General features: G+C 58.1%; 19 protein-coding genes. 11 read left to right on the top strand and 8 right to left on the bottom strand.

What is annotated here, in order from left to right:
• Positions 1–15: 15 nt before the first annotated feature.
• The 3 genes from metF to metB form a co-directional block, all read right to left on the bottom strand.
• Positions 16–912 (bottom strand): methylenetetrahydrofolate reductase, encoded by an 897-nt coding sequence (metF, locus tag C1N84_RS00425; protein ID WP_021506834.1) that lies wholly within the window; start codon positions 910–912, stop codon positions 16–18.
• 214 nt (positions 913–1126) lie between these two features.
• Positions 1127–3559, bottom strand: a complete 2433-nt coding sequence (locus tag C1N84_RS00420) for a bifunctional aspartate kinase/homoserine dehydrogenase II (RefSeq protein ID WP_264441858.1) — start codon at positions 3557–3559, stop codon at positions 1127–1129.
• 2 nt (positions 3560–3561) lie between these two features.
• Positions 3562–4722 (bottom strand): cystathionine gamma-synthase, encoded by a 1161-nt coding sequence (gene metB / locus C1N84_RS00415; protein WP_264441857.1) that lies wholly within the window; start codon positions 4720–4722, stop codon positions 3562–3564.
• A 279-nt stretch (positions 4723–5001) separates the two neighbouring features.
• Here metB and metJ point away from each other — a divergent pair, with 279 nt between their 5' ends.
• Positions 5002–5319, top strand: coding sequence for a met regulon transcriptional regulator MetJ (gene metJ, locus C1N84_RS00410; RefSeq protein ID WP_007885403.1), 318 nt, complete (start codon positions 5002–5004; stop codon positions 5317–5319).
• Between the two features lie 77 nt (positions 5320–5396).
• Here the strand turns inward: metJ and rpmE are convergent, their stop codons facing one another.
• Positions 5397–5612 (bottom strand): 50S ribosomal protein L31, encoded by a 216-nt coding sequence (gene rpmE, locus C1N84_RS00405; RefSeq protein ID WP_021506837.1) that lies wholly within the window; start codon positions 5610–5612, stop codon positions 5397–5399.
• A gap of 276 nt (positions 5613–5888) precedes the next feature.
• Here rpmE and priA point away from each other — a divergent pair, with 276 nt between their 5' ends.
• From priA to C1N84_RS00375, 6 genes are all read left to right on the top strand, one after another.
• On the top strand, positions 5889–8087 hold the full coding sequence (gene priA, locus C1N84_RS00400) for a primosomal protein N' (protein WP_264441856.1): 2199 nt from the start codon (positions 5889–5891) through the stop codon (positions 8085–8087).
• A gap of 199 nt (positions 8088–8286) precedes the next feature.
• A complete protein-coding gene (cytR, locus tag C1N84_RS00395) occupies positions 8287–9291 on the top strand; it encodes a DNA-binding transcriptional regulator CytR (RefSeq protein ID WP_370586247.1) in 1005 nt (334 codons plus the stop codon).
• A gap of 153 nt (positions 9292–9444) precedes the next feature.
• Complete coding sequence (ftsN, locus tag C1N84_RS00390) at positions 9445–10347, top strand: cell division protein FtsN (RefSeq protein ID WP_072209006.1); 903 nt, start codon at positions 9445–9447, stop codon at positions 10345–10347.
• Positions 10348–10489: 142 nt separating this feature from the next.
• A complete protein-coding gene (hslV, locus tag C1N84_RS00385; protein WP_031279590.1) occupies positions 10490–11020 on the top strand; it encodes an ATP-dependent protease subunit HslV in 531 nt (176 codons plus the stop codon).
• An 11-nt stretch (positions 11021–11031) separates the two neighbouring features.
• Positions 11032–12366 carry an HslU--HslV peptidase ATPase subunit gene (gene hslU, locus C1N84_RS00380; protein ID WP_021506842.1) on the top strand — a complete coding sequence of 445 codons (1335 nt, stop codon included), beginning with the start codon at positions 11032–11034 and terminating at the stop codon, positions 12364–12366.
• A gap of 149 nt (positions 12367–12515) precedes the next feature.
• Positions 12516–12878, top strand: a complete 363-nt coding sequence (locus C1N84_RS00375) for a YibL family ribosome-associated protein (protein WP_021506843.1) — start codon at positions 12516–12518, stop codon at positions 12876–12878.
• A gap of 6 nt (positions 12879–12884) precedes the next feature.
• Here C1N84_RS00375 and C1N84_RS00370 read toward each other — a convergent pair whose 3' ends face one another.
• From C1N84_RS00370 to C1N84_RS00360, 3 genes are all read right to left on the bottom strand, one after another.
• The gene (locus C1N84_RS00370) at positions 12885–13847 is read right to left on the bottom strand and encodes a VirK/YbjX family protein (RefSeq protein ID WP_264441855.1); all 963 of its coding nucleotides are present in this window, start codon (positions 13845–13847) and stop codon (positions 12885–12887) included.
• A gap of 177 nt (positions 13848–14024) precedes the next feature.
• Positions 14025–14642 carry a superoxide dismutase [Mn] gene (gene sodA, locus C1N84_RS00365; RefSeq protein WP_021506845.1) on the bottom strand — a complete coding sequence of 206 codons (618 nt, stop codon included), beginning with the start codon at positions 14640–14642 and terminating at the stop codon, positions 14025–14027.
• 158 nt (positions 14643–14800) lie between these two features.
• Complete coding sequence (locus tag C1N84_RS00360) at positions 14801–15826, bottom strand: LacI family DNA-binding transcriptional regulator (RefSeq protein WP_021506846.1); 1026 nt, start codon at positions 15824–15826, stop codon at positions 14801–14803.
• Between the two features lie 312 nt (positions 15827–16138).
• On the opposite strand from C1N84_RS00360, the gene C1N84_RS00355 reads away from it, so the two are divergent.
• From C1N84_RS00355 to alsE, 4 genes are read left to right on the top strand one after another with little or no spacing between them, the layout of a single operon-like run.
• A complete protein-coding gene (locus C1N84_RS00355) occupies positions 16139–16579 on the top strand; it encodes a PTS sugar transporter subunit IIA (RefSeq protein ID WP_058758147.1) in 441 nt (146 codons plus the stop codon).
• Positions 16580–16598: 19 nt separating this feature from the next.
• Positions 16599–16865, top strand: a complete 267-nt coding sequence (locus C1N84_RS00350) for a PTS sugar transporter subunit IIB (protein WP_021313417.1) — start codon at positions 16599–16601, stop codon at positions 16863–16865.
• Positions 16866–16900: 35 nt separating this feature from the next.
• On the top strand, positions 16901–18163 hold the full coding sequence (locus C1N84_RS00345) for a PTS ascorbate transporter subunit IIC (RefSeq protein ID WP_058758148.1): 1263 nt from the start codon (positions 16901–16903) through the stop codon (positions 18161–18163).
• Positions 18164–18212: 49 nt separating this feature from the next.
• Positions 18213–18893 carry a D-allulose 6-phosphate 3-epimerase gene (gene alsE / locus C1N84_RS00340; RefSeq protein ID WP_058758149.1) on the top strand — a complete coding sequence of 227 codons (681 nt, stop codon included), beginning with the start codon at positions 18213–18215 and terminating at the stop codon, positions 18891–18893.
• 90 nt (positions 18894–18983) lie between these two features.
• On the opposite strand, the gene C1N84_RS00335 is transcribed toward alsE, so the two are convergent.
• Positions 18984–20324 carry an aspartate aminotransferase family protein gene (locus tag C1N84_RS00335; protein ID WP_058758150.1) on the bottom strand — a complete coding sequence of 447 codons (1341 nt, stop codon included), beginning with the start codon at positions 20322–20324 and terminating at the stop codon, positions 18984–18986.
• Positions 20325–20432: the final 108 nt, after the last annotated feature.

Raw genomic sequence — 20432 nt, 5'->3', positions numbered from 1 at the left:
TTTATCCTTTCACGCTTATGCCGCCAGCGTCGGGCGAACACCCAGCGTATGGCAGATGGCGTAGCTCATCTCGGCGCGGTTCAGCGTGTAGAAGTGAAAGTCCTTCACCCCTTCGCGCGACAGGATTTTCACCATGTCCATGGCGATGTTGGCACCGACCATTTTGCGCGTCTCCGCATCATCATCCAGCCCGTCAAACATGGCGTTCATCCAGCCCGGTACGCGCACGTTGGTCATGGTGGCGAAACGCTGCAGCTGTTTAAAGTTGGAGACCGGCAGAATGCCCGGCACGATCTCCACGTCGATACCGGTGGCCACACAGCGATCGCGAAAGCGCAGATAGCTCTCCACGTCGAAGAAAAACTGGGTAATCGCGCGACTGGCGCCGGCATCAATTTTTCGCTTCAGGTTGATCAGATCCGCCTGCGCACTCTTCGCTTCCGGATGCACTTCGGGATAGGCCGCTACCGAGATGTCGAAATCACCGACCTCTTTCAGCAACGACACCAGATCGCTGCCGTACATGTCTGGTTTGCCGCCGCCCGGTGGTAAATCGCCGCGCAGCGCCACGATATGGCGAATGCCGTTATTCCAGTAGTCACGCGCAATGGCGCGCAGTTCATCGCGCGTCGCATCAATACAGGTGAGATGCGGTGCCGCTTCCAGTCCGGTGCGCTCTTTAATACCTTTGATGATGCTGTGAGTGCGGTCGCGCTCGCCGGAGTTGGCTCCGTAAGTTACCGAGACAAATTTGGGTTTCAGGCTGCTCAGGCGGTCGATGGAGTTCCACAGGGTTGCTTCCATTTCGCTGGTGCGGGGCGGGAAAAACTCAAAAGAGACATTAATTTGCCCGTTCAGCTCAGCCAGGCTCTGGTTCAGCGCTTCGCGCTGATTGGCATGAAAGAAACTCATCCTGTTACCTCATCATCACATATCGATTAATTTGCGAACCGCGAACATCCATACGTTTAGACGTCCAGATGCACAAAATGAACGATCTTCAGCTTAGCGTCAACATAAAATTGCTTGCCGGGCGTGACAAATATTCAACCAAAGTGAAAGGGATTCACCTGACGGGGAAGCAGAGGGAAAAACGCAGACAGCGGACGCCGTCTGCGCAGCAGGTTTACAGCAGTTGGGCGAGACGATTGATATCAGACTGGAGCGCACCGGCGGTGACATCCCGGCCGGCACCCGGCCCGCGGATCACCAGCGGATTGTCGCGATACCAGCGGCTTTCGATGGCAAACACGTTATCGCACGGCAGCAGCGCCGCCAGCGGATGCTCCGGACGCACCGCCTCCACGCCGACGCGCGCTTTACCGTTGGCATCGAAACGCGCCACGTAGCGCAGCACCAGACCTATCTCCTGTGCGGCTTCGAAGCGCTGCAGCATCTGCTCGTTCAGCTCGTCGGCGTTTTCAAAGAAGTGGTCGATGGATTCGCCTTCGCACTGTGACGGCACCAGCGATTCAACCCGCACCTGATCCGGTTCGATGTCGTAACCGGCTTCGCGCGCCAGAATCACCAGTTTGCGCATAACGTCCTGACCGGAGAGATCGACGCGCGGGTCGGGCTCGGTTAAGCCCTGCTGCCACGCCTGATCGACCAGCTCGCTGAACGGCACCGTGCCGTCAAACTGCAGGAACAGCCACGACAGCGTGCCGGAGAAGATACCGCTGATCGCCAGAATGCTGTCGCCGCTTTCGCGCAGGTCGCGCACCGTGTGATTGACCGGCAATCCGGCACCCACGGTCGCGTTATACAGCCAGTGGCGACCGGTTTTGGCGAAGGCATCGCGTACCTGACGCCAGCTCTGGCCGCTGGCAGCGCCGGCCACTTTGTTGGCGCTGATGACGTGGAAGCCGTGGCTGGCAAAATCGTGATACTGCTGCGCCAGCGAATCACTGGCGGTGACGTCGAGCACCACCAGATCGTCAAACGGGTGCGCGCGCATCCACAGGAACAGCGACTCTTCGTCGCGCGCTTCGGCTTCATCATCAAAGAAGGCCAGCGCCCGGCTGGCGTCGAGACCGTCATAGCTCAGCAGGCTGCGGCTACTGTCCGCCACGCCCGCCAGCACAAATTCAAACCCGGTACGCGCCGACAGCGTCTCCTGCTCGCGCGCGAACAGCTCCAGCCAGCGTGAACCGATATTGCCTTTGCCAAACAGGATCAGGCCGATGCGCTTCTCGGCGCGGAACAGCGACTGGTGCAGTCCCTGAATCAGATGCTGGGTCGGTCCGACGCGCAGCACCGCCACCAGGCTGATGTGATCTTCTGACTGCCAGACGAATTCGACCGGCTGGTCTTTGATCTGCTGCCAGAAGCGATGGCTGTGCAGCGGATTACGCGTCACGCCAGCGCCGACCAGCGCCACCAGCGCTAAACCGTCGCGCAGTTGCAGATGACCGGGCAGCGCCGCGTCCTGCAGCAGGTTAAACGCGCTGTTAACCACTTCCGAGGTGTAACACAGCTGCAGCAGACGGCGATCCGGGTGCACGCCCATCGCCAGCGGACGCAGCTGCGCGCGCTTCAGCAGCAGATCGATCTCTTTCTGCTGGGTGGCAAAATCGTGGCTATCAGGAATCTGAATCTCAACCAGGCAGACATCGTCGTGGCTGGTGACAATGCGCGCGCCGGTGCCGGACGCCAGCACGCGCTCAATGCGCGTTGAGCCCTGCTCCGGCTGATAGCTGCAGCGCAGCTGTAAATCGATGTCGCTGTTGGAGACCGGCTGCAGCGTACGCGTGTGCAGCACCGGCGCCGCCAGTCGGGCCAGCTCGCTGGCCTCATCCAGCCGCAGCAGCGGCAGCAGGCAGGCATCGGAGACCTTACGCGGGTCCGCGCTGTAAACGCCAGCCACGTCGCTCCAGATGGTGACGCGGTTCACACCCGCCAGCGCGCCAATCTGCGTTGCCGAGTAGTCAGAGCCGTTACGGCCGAGCAGTACGGTTTCGCCCGCTTCGCTGCGGCTGATAAAACCCGTCACCACCAGACGTTTATGCGGATGCTGCGCCAGCAGCGCCTGCAGCAGCGGCCAGGATTTGCCTTCATCTACCTGCGGCTGTGCCGCACGTTCGGCACGCAGAAAGTCGCGTGCATCCAGCCACGCCGCTTCGATATCACGCTGGCTGAGCACCGCCGCCATCAGCCGCGCCGACCAGATTTCGCCGTGGCCGACCACTTCGGCGTACACCGCATCGGTGATGGCGCCGTCGAGCAGCGCAGCCAGGCGTTCAAGATCGCGGATGAAGGCTGCGGTCAGGGTTTCTGCATATTCAGCAGGCAGCAGTGCAGCGATCAGCTCGCTGTGAAAACGGCGTAACGCCTGTTGCACCTGATGGGCCGATAAGCGATCGCTCTGGCTCAGCTTGAGCCAGCTAATCAGCTGGTTAGTGGTGCTGCCTGCGGCAGAGACCACCATTAAGTCGCCCGGCTGGCTGTAATCGGCCATGATACCGGCGACGCGCTGATAACAGCGCGCGTCGGCCAGGCTACTGCCACCAAATTTATGCAACTGCTTGATCGGCGTTCCCGCGCCTGCTGAAATCGTCATGGTTACCCCTCGGCTGCGATCCTGAATGCATTATCCAGGTCGGCGATTAAATCTTCGTGATCTTCAATTCCGACAGAAATACGCAGCAGCGAGTCGGAAATGCCCGCTGCGGCACGCGCGTCCGCCGACATGCCGGCGTGCGTCATGGTGGCGGTGTGCGAAATCAGACTTTCCACGCCGCCCAGCGACTCCGCCAGCGTAAACAGTTGCAGCGCTTTCAGGAAGCGGCGCAGCCGCGCCTCATCGGCGTCGAGTTCAAAACTGAGCATGGCGCCAAAACCGCGCTGCTGACGCGCGGCAAACTGGTGGCCGGCATTCTCTGGCAGAGACGGATGATACAGCTTTTTCACCAGCGGTTGTTGCTTCAGGTAATCAACAATCGCCAGGGCGTTACGCTGCGCCGCCGCCATGCGCGGTGCCAGGGTGCGCAGGCCGCGCAGCAGCAGGTAGCTGTCAAACGCCGCGCCGGTGACGCCAATGTTATTCGCCCACCAGGCGAGTTCCGTGACCAGCGCCGAATCTTTAGCGATGACCGCACCGGCCACCACGTCCGAGTGACCATTGAGATATTTGGTGCAGGAGTGGATCACCAGATCGGCACCCAGCGCCAGCGGGTTCTGCAGCGCCGGGCTGAGGAAGGTGTTGTCCACTACGCTCACCGCACCGGCAGCACGCGCGGCGGCGCAGATGGCCGCAATGTCCACCACGCGCAGCAGCGGATTGCTCGGGCTTTCGACCAGCACCAGCTTTGGCTTTTCCGCCAGCGCCGCCGCCAGCGCCGCTTCATCGCCCTGATCGACAAACTTCACGCGGTAAGCGCCGCGCTTGCTCAGGCTGTCAAACAGACGATAGCTGCCGCCGTAGCAGTCGTGCGGCGCCACCAGCAGATCGCCTGGCTTCAGGAACACCGTCGTCACCAGATGAATCGCCGACATCCCGGTGTTGGTCAGCACCGCGCCCGCGCCCCCTTCCAGCTCAGCCAGCGCGCGCTGGACCACATCGCGCGTCGGGTTACCACGGCGTGAATAGTCATGCGCGCGCGGCTCGTTGAAATCGAGGAAGTTATAGGTGCTGGAGAGGTGAATCGGTGGGACAACGCAGCCATATTGCTCGTCATCATTCAAACCGCTGCGTACTGCGATGGTTGCCTGTTTACGCGTCATGGTGCTTACTGTTCCTGAAGTGTAATAAAAAAGTGGCAACAGAATAACATTCCGCAACTGGACGTCAATACATCTGGACATCTAAATGTCTTTGCGTATAGATTGAGCAAAGCCGCAATACCCGCTAAAATTACGCGTCATCGCCTGGTGTTCAGCGCGCTTTCCTGTGAAACGCGATGTGTAAGCATAAAACCGGCAGTTTAAGCGGTCAGGCATCGAAAAATCGGGCATAATCAACGGATTTCCCCATATTCAACTTTTTATTGATTAAGGTAACCCATGGCTGAATGGAACGGCGAATATATCAGCCCTTACGCTGAACACGGTAAGAAGAGCGAGCAGGTTAAGAAGATTACAGTTTCTATCCCGCTGAAAGTGCTGAAGATTTTAACGGATGAGCGTACCCGCCGTCAGGTGAATAATCTGCGTCACGCCACCAACAGCGAACTGCTGTGCGAAGCCTTTTTGCATGCCTTCACCGGGCAACCGCTGCCGAATGATGTTGATCTGCGTAAAGAGCGCAGCGACGAGATTCCGGAAGAAGCAAAACAGATTATGCGTGAGATGGGCATCGATCCCGACAGCTGGGAATACTGAGGCCAGAAATAAAAAAACCCAGCCGAGGCTGGGTTTTTTCTTGCAACCGAATCGTGAAGATTCGCCGGCAAATAATCTTATTTCTTGCTGCCTGGGATGCTGAAACGCTTGTTGAAGCGATCAACACGACCACCAGAGTCAACAACACGCTGCTTACCGGTGTAGAACGGGTGGCATTTGCCGCACACGTCCAGGTTCAGGGTACCAGTCATGGTTGAACGGGTGTTGATCACGTTGCCGCAAGAGCAGGTGATGGTCACAGCTTCGTATTTCGGGTGAATACCTTGTTTCATGGGAGAACCTCATAAAAGGCCGTGTCGCTCTCCGTGCCAGGCGAACCTGCACAGCACCACACGCGGTTAATAAATGGTGTATCTTTGACGAGTCATCTCATCAAAGGCGGCATAGTATACAGAAAATGAGCGCATTGATCAAATCCGCGCAATGCGCCGTGCTCTGTCACTCCGGGTAAAAGCCTGCAGCCAGCGCCGCCGCGCGCTGAAGTATGACGGGGGTGACGCCAGCGTGTACACTACTTCTCCTTTTTACAGAACCGGATAGAGATCGACATGCCCGTTGTTCAGGTTGCCCTGCCCGTTCCGCTGCCTCGCCTGTTTGACTACCTGCTGCCCGCCGATGCGCCGCAGCCGGTGGCCGGCGCGCGCGTGAACGTGCCGTTCGGCAACCGGAAAATGACGGGCATCGTGGTTAGCACGCGCGCCACCAGCGATCTCCCCCTTGCCCAGCTGAAACAGATTGATGCGTTGCTCGACGACCGCTCGCTGTTTTCGCCGGCGCTGTGGCGCATCCTCAACTGGGCCGCCGGCTACTATCACTCTCCGCTCGGCGAAGTGCTCAGCCATGCGCTGCCGGTACTGCTGCGTCAGGGCAAACCGGCCCAGGAAGCGCCGCTGTGGCAGTGGGTGGTGAACGAAGCCGGGCGCGAAGTGGCGCTGGAAAGCCTGAAGCGCGCGCCGAAACAGCAGCAGGCGCTGGCGGCGTTGCGTCAGCGGCCGCTGTATCGGCATCAGATCGGCGAGCAGGATTTTACCGATGCCGCGCTGCAGGCGCTGCGTGCCAAAGGCCTGTGCGACCTGCGCGAACATGCGCCACAGCAGCACGACTGGCGCGCCAGTTTCGCGGTGAAAGGTGAACGGCTGCGGCTGAATACCGATCAGGCGATGGCGGTGGGCGCCATTCGCAGCGAGGATGAACATTACACCGCGTGGCTGCTGGCAGGCATTACCGGATCGGGTAAAACCGAGGTCTATCTCAGCGTGCTGGAGAACGTGCTGGCGCGCGGCAAACAGGCGCTGGTGCTGGTGCCGGAAATTGGCCTGACGCCGCAAACCATCGCCCGCTTTCGTGAACGCTTCGATGCGCCGATTGATGTGCTGCACTCGGCACTCAACGACAGCGAGCGTCTGGCGGTATGGCTGCGCGCGCGCAGCGGCGAGACCGCCATCGTCATCGGCACACGATCCGCGCTGTTCACACCGCTGGCGCGGCCGGGCGTGATCATCATCGATGAAGAACACGACAGCTCCTACAAACAGCAGGAAGGCTGGCGCTACCAGGCGCGCGATCTGGCGGTATTCCGCGCTCACGAAGAAGATGTGCCGATTGTGATGGGATCGGCGACGCCGGCGCTGGAGACGCTGCACAACGTGCGTGTCGGCAAATATCGCCAGCTCAACCTGACCAAACGCGCCGGTAACGCCAAACCGGCGCTGCAGCAGCTAATCGATCTCAAGGGGCAGCAGCTGAAAGGCGGTCTCGCGCCAGCGCTGCTGGCCAGGATGCGCCAGCACCTGCAGGCGGATAATCAGGTTCTGCTGTTTCTCAATCGCCGCGGCTTTTCGCCGGCGCTGATGTGCCACGACTGCGGCTGGCTGGCGGAGTGCCAGCGCTGCGACAGTTATTACACGCTGCATCAGCAGCATCGTCAGCTGCGCTGCCACCACTGCGACAGCCAGCGTCCGCTGCCGCATCAGTGTCCGGGCTGCGGTTCCACCCATCTGCTGCCGGTCGGCGTGGGCACGGAACAGCTGGAGCAGCAGCTCAGCACGCTGTTTCCTGGCGTACCGGTGTCGCGCATCGATCGCGATACCACCAGCCGCAAAGGCGCGCTGGAACAGCATCTGGCCGATGTGCATCGCGGCGGGGCGCGCATTCTGGTCGGCACGCAGATGCTGGCCAAAGGCCATCACTTCCCGGACGTGACGCTGGTATCGCTGCTGGATGTTGATGGCGCGCTGTTTTCCGCCGATTTCCGTGCCGCCGAGCGCTTTGCCCAGCTCTACACACAGGTCGCCGGCCGCGCCGGCCGCGCCGGTAAGCAGGGCGAAGTGTTACTACAGACGCACCATCCGGAGCATCCACTGCTGCAAACGCTGCTGCATCGCGGCTATTTTGCGTTTGCCGATCAGACGCTGCTGGAGCGCCAGTCAGTGCAGCTGCCGCCGTGGACCAGCCACGCACTGTTTCGCGCTGAAGATCTTGATAACGCGCAGGCGGCGGAGTTCCTTACTCAGCTGCGGAACCTGCTGGAAGCCAGCCCGCTCAAAGATGAGGCGATGTGGCTGATGGGGCCGGTGCCGGCGCTGGCACCGAAGCGCAGCGGACGCTGGCGCTGGCAACTGCTGTTACAGCATCCGTCGCGCAAGCGGCTGCAGCAGTTGCTGAGCAGTTCACTGCCGCTGGTCACCACCCTGCCCGCCGCGCGCAAAGTCAAATGGACGCTGGATATCGACCCCACCGAGAGTTAAGCCGCGCCACATCTGCGAGCCAGATCGAAAAAAGTCGCACAAGTCACAATTTTTATGCAAATTAAGTAACAACCTCACACGGCCTTGGGTTAACAATAGTGCCCGTCCCGGCACTGGGCCGGCTATGTGTGAATATCTATGCGCTGTACCGCGTCAGGAGTTAACGTTGGATCAGAAGCAACCCTCATCGGCAGCCACCATGAAAGATGTGGCCGAGCAGGCTGGCGTCTCCACCGCCACGGTTTCGCGCGCGCTGATGAATCCGGAAAAAGTCTCCGCCGCGACCCGGCAGAAAGTGGAACAGGCGGTCCAGGCGGTCGGCTATGCGCCGCACGGTCTGGCGCGCAACGCTAAACGCGGCGACACGCAAACCATTCTGGTGATTGTGCCGGACATCTGTGACCCTTTCTTCAGCGAGATTATCCGCGGCGTGGAAGTGACCGCCGCGCAGGAAGGCTATCTGGTGCTGATTGGTGACTGCGCGCATCAGGATCAGCAGGAGAAAACCTTCCTTAACCTGATGCTGACGCGCCAGATTGACGGCATGGTACTGCTGGGTTCGCAGCTGCCGTTTGACGCCGGCATTGAAGATCAGCGTAATCTGCCGCCCATGGTGATGGGCAACGAGTTCGCGCCGGAGATGGCGCTGCCCACGGTGCATATCGATAACCTGACCGCGGCCTTTGAAGCGGTGAATCACCTGTTACAGCTGGGCCATCGGCAGATCGCCTGCATCACCGGACCGGAACATATCCCGCTCAGCCAGTATCGGTTGCAGGGCTACATCCAGGCGCTGCGCCGCAGCAATATCGCCATCGATCCCACGCTGATTGTGCACGGCGACTTCACCTTTGAAGCCGGTGCCAGCGCGCTGAAGCAGCTGATGAGCCTGCCGCAGCCGCCGAAAGCCCTGTTCTGCCATAGCGATCTGATGGCGCTGGGCGCGATGAACCAGGCGCGCAAGCTGGGAATGCGTATTCCGCAGGATCTGTCGGTGGTCGGCTTCGATGATATCGAGCTGGCACAATACTACGATCCGCCCCTGACCACCGTGGCACAGCCGCGTTTTGCCATTGGCCGCGAAGCGATGCTGCTGCTGCTGGATGAGCTGCAGGGCAAACGGGTCAATAACGGTTCACGCCTGCTCGACGCCGAACTCCGCGTCCGCGGCAGTACCGCACCGGCAGCAAAACGCGAAAAATGAATGCGGGAACCCTGCATTTTCAGCAGATTCTGAAGGCAGACTGTGCTGGTCAAAGTTCCAGCCCTTGAGTAACATGACGCATTCCTTGCCGGGCAAAATTAACACCCCATTTACACGCCCAGTGGCATTTTTTTGAAGGGTATCAGAACGAAAGTGGCACAGAGAGATTACGTAGGCCGCGGGCGTTCAACAGGGACGCGTCGCAAAAAACCCGCAGGCCGCAGCAAGAAAAGCAAAGGCGGCTCCGGCACTTCAAAGCTGATGATAGTACTGGCCGTGGCAGTGCTGGTGACCTTTGCCGGTGGTTTATGGTTCATCTCGCATCACAAAAAAGAAGAAACACCGGTGATTCCGAATCATAAAGCCAACGGTAATGGCCTGCCGCCGAAGCCGGAAGAGCGCTGGAAGTACATCAAAGAGCTGGAAAATCGTCAGGTGACCGTGCCGTCGCCCACCGAGCCGTCTGCCGGTGGCGAAATCAAGTCGCAAACCCAGCTGACCGACGAACAGCGTCAGCTGCTGGAGCAGATGCAGGCCGATATGCGCCAGCAGCCAACCCAGCTGAATGAAGTGCCGTGGAACGAACAAACCCCGGCTCAGCGCCAGCAAACGCTGCAGCGTCAGCAGCAGGCACAACAGCAACAACAGCAGTTGCAGCGTCAGCAGCAGCAGTTACAGCAGCAGCAGCGTCAGCAACAGTTGCAGCAGCAACGCCAGCAGGAATTGCAGCAGCAGGCGGCACGCCAGCAGCAGCAACAGGCCGCACCGATCACTCGCGAGCCGGCGAAGCCGCAGGAGAGCGCCAAAGCCAAAACGGAAGAGAAAGCGAGCACCCAGCGCTGGATGGTGCAGTGTGGCTCGTTTAAAGGCACCGATCAGGCGGAATCGGTACGCGCCGGTCTGGCGTTTGAAGGTTTCGAAAGCCGCATCACGACTGGCGGCGGCTGGAATCGCGTGGTGATTGGACCGTTTAAAGACCGCAGCAGCGCAGACAGCACGGTGAAGCGCCTGCACAGCTCCGGCCACAGCAGCTGTATCCCGCTCGCCCTGCCTTAACCCTCCCTGCTCGCCCCCGGCAATTTGCAGCATCAGATATTGCCGGGGGTTGAAACCCCACAGGATTACCCCATATCTGGTTGCATGATACGCCGCGCCCGCTGCGCGGTGTCTTTTTTCCACTGCAACAAGGGGTCTGCCCGTGACAACAATAGTAAGTGTACGACGCAACGGCCGGGTCGTGATCGGCGGTGATGGCCAGGCGACGCTCGGCAATACCGTAATGAAAGGCAATGTTAAAAAGGTGCGTCGTCTTTACAACGACAAAGTGATCGCGGGCTTTGCTGGCGGCACCGCAGATGCCTTTACCCTGTTTGAACTGTTCGAACGCAAACTGGAGATGCATCAGGGCCATCTGGTGAAAGCCGCGGTCGAACTGGCGAAAGACTGGCGTACTGACCGGATGCTGCGCCGCCTTGAAGCGCTGCTGGCGGTTGCCGATGAGAACTCCTCGCTGATCATCAGCGGTAACGGTGACGTGATTCAGCCGGAAAATGACCTGATTGCCATCGGTTCCGGCGGGCCTTACGCCCAGGCAGCCGCCCGCGCGCTGCTGGAGAACACGGAGATGGGTGCGCACGATATCGTAGCCAAAGCGCTGAATATCGCCGGTGATATCTGCATCTACACCAACCACAACATTAACTACGAAGAATTACCGTCTAAGGCGTAAGGACCAAAACCATGTCTGAGATGACTCCACGCGAGATTGTCAGCGAGCTTAACCGCTTCATCATCGGCCAGGACGGCGCCAAAAAAGCGGTCGCCATTGCGCTGCGTAACCGCTGGCGCCGCATGCAGCTTGACGAAGAGCTGCGCCATGAAGTGACCCCAAAAAACATCCTGATGATCGGCCCAACCGGCGTCGGTAAAACCGAAATCGCCCGCCGTCTGGCGAAGCTGGCCAATGCGCCGTTCATCAAAGTTGAAGCCACTAAATTCACCGAAGTGGGCTATGTCGGGAAAGAAGTGGATTCGATTATTCGCGATCTGACGGACTCCGCCATCAAGATGGTGCGCAGCCAGGCGATCGAGAAAAACAAATACCGCGCTGAAGAGATGGCAGAAGATCGCATTCTGGATGTGCTGATCCCGCCAGCGAAAAACAACTGGGGCCAGCCGGAACAGAGCGCTGAGCCGTCCGCTGCGCGCCAGTCGTTCCGCAAAAAGCTGCGCGAAGGCCAGCTGGATGACAAAGAGATTGAGATCGATCTGGCTGCTGCGCCGATGGGCGTTGAAATCATGGCGCCTCCGGGCATGGAAGAGATGACCAGCCAGCTGCAGTCGATGTTCCAGAACCTCGGCGGCCAGAAGCAGAAACCGCGTAAGCTGAAAATCAAAGATGCGATGAAGCTGCTGATTGAAGAAGAAGCGGCCAAGCTGGTGAATCCGGAAGAGCTGAAGCAGGACGCCATCGACGCGGTTGAACAGCACGGTATCGTGTTCATCGACGAAATCGACAAAATCTGTAAGCGCGGCGGCCAGTCGTCGGGCCCGGATGTGTCACGTGAAGGCGTACAGCGCGATCTGCTGCCGCTGGTGGAAGGCTGCACCGTGTCCACTAAACACGGCATGGTTAAAACCGACCATATCCTGTTTATCGCCTCCGGTGCGTTCCAGGTGGCCAGCCCGTCGGATCTGATTCCGGAGCTGCAGGGTCGTCTGCCGATTCGCGTTGAGCTGCAGGCGCTGACGGTCAATGATTTCGAACGCATCCTGACCGAGCCGAACGCGTCCGTGACCGTACAGTACAAAGCGCTGATGGGCACCGAAGGCGTTAACGTTGAATTCACCGAAGACGGCATCCGTCGCATCGCCGAAGCGGCGTGGCAGGTGAACGAAACCACCGAGAACATCGGTGCACGTCGTCTGCACACCGTGCTGGAGCGTCTGATGGAAGATATCTCCTATGACGCCAGCGATCGCCACGGCGAATCGATCACCATCGATGCTGAATACGTTGGTCAGCATCTGGATGAACTGGTGGCCGACGAAGATCTCAGCCGCTTCATTCTGTAATTCCAGTCAATACCCAGCCTTGCGCTGGGTATTTTTTTGCCCGCCCGCCGCGCTGCACCCGATTATCCCGTTGCCTCTGTTGTCGCTGCGCTGCAAAAGCGGGCGGATTTGATGTATCCTTTGCCTGTTTTCCTTAATGAGTTTTCCCAATGAAAGAACAAGAAAAAGCCGAGATTAAACGTCTCAGCGACCAGCTGGACGCGCTGAATCGCAAAGAACCGCAGCTGCTGGAAGCGGGCGATGCCGAAAAGCTTGGCGCGCTGCTGAAAGAGAAAGAGACGCTGGTGCAGGAAATTGAGCGTCTGCGCAACGTGCGCGAAGAGAAGCTGAGCAAAGAAGCGCAGCAGCTGAAAAAGCTGCCGTTCAGCCGTGAAATCACCAAAAAAGAGCAGGCGAACATGGGCGCGCTGAAGAAAAGCGTGCGCGGCCTGGTGGTGGTACACCCGATGACCGCGCTGGGACGCGAGATGGGGCTGAAGGTGATGACCGGCTACGCGAAGCAGCCGTTCTGATTGCCGTTACGCGGCGTGGGCCACGTCGCGTTCTGCCCCGGCAGCCTGCAGCACCTGCTGCGCCAGCGTATCCAGCAAGGCATAGCGGCGGCGATACTCCGCGCGCTTCTTGCTGGCAATCTCTTCCAGATCTTTACGTGCCATGCTCAGCGGCAGCGTAAACAACTCATCACCACGCATTTCCCCGCCCAGTGACAGCCAGAACTCGCTATAGCTGGCAAAGAATTTGTCACCTTTGCTGTGACGGTAGCGCAGACTGCGGAAAACATGGGTGGTATCGCCAACCGCGGTAATGGCCTGTACGCCGCACTGTGCCGCCAGAATAAATACCGCTTCCATCAGCAGACGCTTAGGAAATACACCGTGCGCGGCTTTGGTGGCATCGCGAATAACGTCACTGGAAATATGTTTCCGCGGCCCCTGCAAGCCTCCAATTAATAGCGTGCGCTGCTGCTGTTCCTGAATAATAGAGAATGACAGCGAGGCCAGCGTCATATCCTGATAATTAAGCAGCAGCGTAATTTCCCCTTCCCGGTCGTAATGGCCGGAGCAGCAATAGAGCGCAAATTGCTCCTCGTTTTTGCCGCTGAAGCGGGCAAGGAGATTACCGCTCGGGCTCAGCAGCAACTGGCGCAGCTGATTATTCGCCAGCTTATCCATCAATTGATAATGATCGAGAATCGCCTGCGCACGCTGCGCCACGCTGAAACCGGCGCGCAAATACGGGCGATGCGGCTTAGCCGGCAGTAAGCCCTGGCTGCTTAACAGCTGCGGCAGAAAAGAGAGTCTGGCCAGCTGATGGAGATAATTAAAAGTGGTCAGTGGAAATACCGCTGACCTTAAGGCAAATTTCAGGCGAAATTGCTGGCTATTCCACAGCTTATTTGGCCGCAGCTTTCCACTGACTAAAGGTATAAACAGCGCGGCCGACGAAACGGAGTCCGGCTCAGAATGTGTAATAATAGACATGATTATTTTTACGTCGCGAGATAACTGAAGGCTACTGTATGCCCCAAATTATCAACGGCGCGTTAATAACCACTTTAGCCTGGTCATGACGTGGAGTTTGTTGAGCTGCGGTTTAGGATGGCGATAAAAAAACCGGTGCACGCAGGCACCGGTTATTCACATAGCGTAAGCCAGAACTTATTTTGCCGAGGCGAAACGTGCCGCTGCTTCGTCCCAGTTCACCACGTTCCAGAACGCTTTGATGTAGTCAGGGCGCTTGTTCTGATACTTCAGATAGTAAGCGTGCTCCCACACATCCAGACCGATGATTGGGAAACCAGACACGCCAGCGATGGCTTCGCCCATCAGCGGGTTGTCCTGGTTAGCGGTTGAAACGACCGCCAGCTTGTCGCCTTTTTTCACCAGCCACGCCCAGCCAGAGCCAAAACGGGTCGCGGCCGCTTTCTCGAACTCTTCCTGGAATTTCTCAACGCTACCGAAATCTTTTTCGATTGCTGCTTTCAGGTCGCCCTGCAGCGTGGTGCCGGTTTTCAGGCCTTTCCAGAACAGGCTGTGGTTAGCGTGGCCGCCAGCGTTGTTACGCAGTGGGCCTTTTTTGTCTGCTGGCAGCTGATCCAGTTTGGTGATCAGTTCATCAACCGGCAGGTTTGCGAATTCGGTACCTTCCAGCGCCGCGTTGGCGTTGTTAACGTAGGTCTGGTGATGTTTAGTGTGATGGATTTCCATCGTCTGCTTGTCGAAGTGCGGTTCCAGTGCGTCGTAGGCGTACGGCAGGGATGGCAGTGAATAACTCATGTTCTTCCTCTCCATTTAGTGTTTGGCAGCACAACCTTGCTGGTGTGCCGCATAAGCAGTCGGATCATTATAGTTAAAATCATGATCCGGAAAAGGGTTATCAATGCCTTAGTAATGATAAGGATTTGATCAATCTGGCAAAAGGTGCGCACACACGGCTACACCTTGTGCGTACTGGCGCGCAGCTTAAGCTGCACCGGCAGCTCATTGATGGCAGGCGGCTCGTCGCCGTTGAGCGCCGCCAGCAGGCGTTTACCGGCCATGCGCCCCATCTCCTCGTACGGCAGCACAATGCTGGTCAGCGGCGGCGAACATACCGCCGCCAGCGGGCCACCGCCGATGCTGGCTATTGCCAGCTGGCTGGGTACCGAGACGCCGGCTGCGTGACAGGCCATGATGGCGCCGCACGCCACTTCATCGCTGGTACAGATCAGGACGTCCAGTTCCGGCCAGGTGAGACGGATCTCTGCCAGCAGGCTGTGGCCGGCGGCAAAGGTGGGCATTTTTGGTGAGGTCACTACGCGGTGCGGTGCCAGATTCAGCGCCAGCATCCCGCTGTGCCAGCCATTGAGCAGCTGACGGAAAATAGTGCTGTGCGTTTGTGTGCACAGCAGGCCGGGATGGCGATAGCCGCGCTCCACCAGGCTGTTTACCAGCTGACGAATGGCTTTCGCATAGTCCACGCCGATGCTGATGCCGGCAGAATCCTGATGCACGCCGCCGATGTCCATCACCGGCAGGCCGGAGTTGCTCAGCAGGCGCTGCGCTTCGGCGGCATTATCGAAATTGAAGTGCACCATCGCGGCCGGGTTGTAGGAGAGCAGCATCTCGATCAGCTCGCTCTCCTCCGCCGCCGAATGATTGGCTTCGGCCAGCATCATGTTATAGCCCTGCGGCCGCAGCACCTCCTGCAGCGCCTCTGACACAATCGCGCTGCCCGGCGTAGCAAAAGAAGGTACTACCATGGTGATCAGCCGCGACGAGGCCGATGCCAGGTTACGCGCCTGCACGTTTGGCACATAGGCCAGTTCCGCGACGGCCGCGTCGATCCTTGCGCGAATTTCGGGCGACACTTTCTCCGGCATACGCAAAGCGCGCGACGCCGTCATGGCGCTGACACCGACCAAACGGGCAACATCGGCCAGCGTGCTTTTGCCGGTACTGCGCCGTCGTTTTTCTGTCATGCGTTCTCCTGTCTCTACCCTGCTGGTTCCGGGTAGCGCTCGATTTATCCGCACGCAGCTTAAAACCAAAAGCAAATTGGTGCCATGTTAAAAACCACAGAATCGGGCATGTCTCATTGGCTGCGTGATTTTCGCTGGCCTGAGCATGTCACCCCGGCCCCAGCGAGACAAACTGCGCGCGCAAAAATGTTATCGCTAACACACTTTTTAACATCGTTCGTGTTAGCGCTAACTTTTGCGAGCAACATCACAGAACCCAGGCGATAAAATCACCTACAGTGCACCGCATCGACGAATAAACAGGAATTACTGATGCTCACTCAATGGCTGACACCGCAACATATCCGGATAGTAGACGACGTTAGCGACTGGCAGGAAGCGGTGCGTTTATCGGCCGAGCCGCTGCTGGCGGAGGGGGCAATTACCCCGGCTTACCTGGATGCGATCTTTACGTCGCACGCTGAGCTGGGTCCCTATTATGTGCTGGCGCCGGGTCTGGCGATGCCGCATGCGCGTCCGGAACAGGGTGCGCGCAAAAACGGCCTGTCGCTGCTGCACGTAAAACAAGGCGTGAATTTTGCCGCCGATGAAAACGACCCGGTGTTTGTCGTTATTATGCTGTGCGCCCTGTCTGGCGACGATCATATTCAGATGATCACTGCGCTGGCTGAGGTGTTCAGCGACGAATCCCGCCTGCAGCAGTTGCTGTCGGCATCGACCCTGCCAGCGATTGAAGCTGTCATTAAAGATTAATCACCAGAGAAACCTGAAAATGAAAAAAGTACTGATTGTGTGTGGAAACGGTTTAGGCAGCAGCTTCATTGTGGAAATGAACGTGAAGAAAATTATTAAGGAGCTGGGTAAAGAGGCTGAAGTGGGTCATACCGATTTAACCTCTGCCAAATCCGAGCAGGCCGACATCATTATCAGCGCTAAAGATATCGCTGACCAGCTTTCGAGCCACAGCGCACAGGTATTTGGCCTGAGCAATTTACTGGATAACGCCAGAATTAAAGAAATTCTCGCCGACAACCTGTAATTGACCCGACGAAATTTACTCACACGGAGTAATTTATGCTGCAGTTTATAATTAAGGATGTTCTTGGAACACCCGCTATACTTGTCGGCCTTTTTTCCCTGATTGGTTTATTACTGCAAAAGAAACCGGTATCCGATGTGATTTCCGGTACGCTAAAAACCATCATGGGTTTTGTTATTCTTATCGCCGGGGCCAACTTAATTGCGGCCACCCTGACCATCTTCAGCCAGCTATTCGAGCACTCGTTCAATATTCAGGGCGTGGTACCGAATACCGATGCGATGGCCGCGCTGGCACAGAAAAACTACGGTACCGAAACCGCGATGATCATGGTGTTCGGTATGCTGGTGAATATTGTGCTGGCGCGCATTACGCCGCTGAAATACATCTTCCTGACCGGGCACCATACGCTGTATATGTCGGCCATGCTGGCGGTGATCCTGTCGGTGGGCGGCGTGCACGGCTTCTGGCTGGTGCTGATCGGCTCGCTGATTCTCGGCACCATGATGGTGGTATGCCCGGCGATTCTGCAGCCGTTCACCCGCAAAATCACCAACTCGGACGACCTGGCGCTGGGCCACTTTGGCTCCACCGGCTACCTGCTGTCGGCGCTGGTCGGCAAAGCGGTGGGCAAAGGCAGCCCATCAATTGAAGAGCTGAAAGTACCGAAAACCCTCAACTTCCTGCGCGACTCGTCCGTGGCAATTTCGCTGACCATGATGATTCTGTTTGTCGCGCTGGTGCTGGTCGCCGGTAAAGAGTTTACCGAAAGCCAGGTGAGCGGCGGCCAGAACTTCATCGTCTTTGCCATTATCCAGTCAATCACCTTTGCTGCGGGTGTTTACATCATTCTTGCCGGTGTACGCATGGTGATTGCCGAGATCGTCCCGGCGTTCAAAGGCATCGCCGATAAACTGGTGCCGAACGCAAAACCGGCGCTGGATTGTCCGACGGTCTTCCCGTTCGCGCCGAACGCCGTGATCATCGGCTTCCTGTGCAGCTTCGCCGCCGGTCTGATCAGCATGTTCCTGTGCCCGCTGTTCGGTCTGAGCGTGATTGTGCCGGGCCTGGTACCGCACTTCTTCTGCGGCGCGACCGCCGGCGTCTACGGCAACATCACCGGCGGACGGCGCGGTGCCATCATCGGTTCCTTTGTCCAGGGGCTGCTGATCTCCTTCCTGCCCGCCATTCTGCTGCCGCTGATGGGTGACCTTGGCTTCGCGTCCACCACCTTTGGTGATGCGGACTTCGGTATCGTCGGCATTGTGCTCGGCCATATTATTTCGTTCTTCCATTGATGTCACAGACAGCGCCTGCGGGCGCTGTTTGCGTAATGAGGAAATCAGCATGAACGCCCGCTTTTCACCGTCCCTGATGTGCATGGATTTGACCCGCTTCCGCGAGCAGATCGAAGCGATGAACGCCAGCGCCTCGTTCTATCATGTCGATATTATGGATGGCAGCTATGTTAAGAATATTACGCTGTCGCCGTTCTTTATTGAGAACCTGCGTAAAATTACCGATGTGCCGATTGATGTGCATTTAATGGTGAACCATCCGGAAGATATTATTCCGATGTGCATTGATGCCGGCGCGGATATTATCAGTTTCCATCCGGAGACGGCGAATAACAAAATTTTTCGCCTGCTGACGCAAATTAAAGAGGCTGGTCGTCGCTGCGGCGTGGTGCTGAATCCGGCGACGCCAGCCGACAGCATTCGTGAATATGCGCATCTGCTGGATAAAGTGACGGTGATGTCAGTCGATCCCGGTTTCGCCGGGCAGAAATTTATTCCGGAAACGCTGAACAAAATTCGCCAGCTGATCGCTATGCGGGAAACGCACGGTTATCACTATCTGACCGAAATCGATGGGTCGTGCAATGCGCGCACCTTTAAGCAGATTGCCGCCTCGGGCGTCGACGTGTTCATTGTCGGCACCTCCGGCCTGTTCAATCTCGACGATGATGTGGCACAGGCGTGGCAGAAGATGGAGCAAATTTTTATGCAGGAAACTGCCGCGGCGTGATGTCTTTTCACGCCCTGCCAGATGCGCATCAACGCGCATCTGGCACATTGTGCTGATGGGTTGCCATTCATGGCGACCTGATCTGAATAATTAACGCCCCAGCTCGGTCAGCGACTTATCCAGCGCTCCCACCAGCCAGTCGATATCACCGCTCTGGAACGCCAGCGGCGGACGCAGTTTCAGCACGTTGCCGTACGGCCCGGCCACCGACGTCAGCACATGGTGATCGCGCAGCTTCTCGATCAAATCCAGCGCCAGCGCTTTGTCCGGCGTCTTACTGCTGCGATCCTGCACCAGCTCAAACCCGATAAACAGCCCGGCACCGCGCACATCACCAATGCAGTCATGGCGGTCCATCAGCTTCTGCAGCTCCGCCAGCAGCTGTGCGCCGACCACGCGGCTATGCTCCTGCAGCCCCTCTTCCTGAATCACCGTCAGCACCGCCTGCGCAGCGGCCATCGCCACCGGATTGCCGCCGAAAGTATTGAAATAAGGGATCTCATCGCTGAACGCGGCCAGCACGTCGCTTTTCGCCAGCAGGCCGGAAACCGGAATACCGTTGCCCATCGGCTTACCGGTGGTGACCACATCCGGCACCACGCCGTGACGGGCAAAGCCCCAGAAGGCATCGCCGGTACGGGCAAAGCCGGGCTGCACTTCATCAGCGATAAAAATGCCGCCGTTAGCATGCACCACATCCACCGCTTGCTGCAGGAATCCGCGCGGATTAGGCAGCACGCCGTCGGAGGAGAAGATCGAGTCGGCGAGGAAACCGGCGAATTTAATGCCGTGCGCTTTCATGTCATCAATCTGCTGCTGAATCTGATCGGCGAACCATGCACCAAGGTCGGGCGCATCGACACGATAAGCATCTGGCGGTGGCACCAGGCGGGTGGTCGCGGCCAGCGGCTGACCGCTACCCAGCGCCGGTGACGCGCCAGAGGTCAAATCACTGGTACCGTGGTACGCCTCCTGCGAGACAATAATGCCGGTGCCGCCGCTCCAGGCGCGCGCCACGCGTATCGCCAAATCGTTGGCTTCTGAGCCGGTACACATATACATGGCGCGATCGATAGCTTCCGGCGTGGTCGCCAGCAACGCTTCGCTGTAATCAAGAATGCGCTCGTGCAGATAACGTGTGTGCGTGTTCAGCATCTTCATCTGCTGATTCACCGCCTCAATGACCGCCGGATGGCAGTGGCCGATGCTCGCCACATTGTTATACACATCCAGATATTTGTTACCCGCCGCATCCCACAAATACTGCCCTTCGCCGCGCACCAGATGCACCGGCTTGCGATAAAACAGACGATACGATTCGCCCAGCACTTTGCTGCGCTTGTCCGTCAGAGTGCGGGTGGCCGGATCCAGCGCGTCGGCGTGTTCGGCGCGAAAACTGTTGGTATCCATGATGGTGGAACGTGTAACCATGGTAACTCCCGTTGCGAAGGTGAAAGGGGTGTTTGCAGCCTGATCTCTGCGAACATCATGCCTGCTTTAGTGAAAAATGCAACCAAATACACAAATACAACCAAATAC

This window comes from Pantoea sp. SGAir0418 (assembly GCF_043529865.1).
Note: the sequence above shows the minus strand (reverse complement) of the source record. Positions and strands in the feature narration are given on the sequence as shown.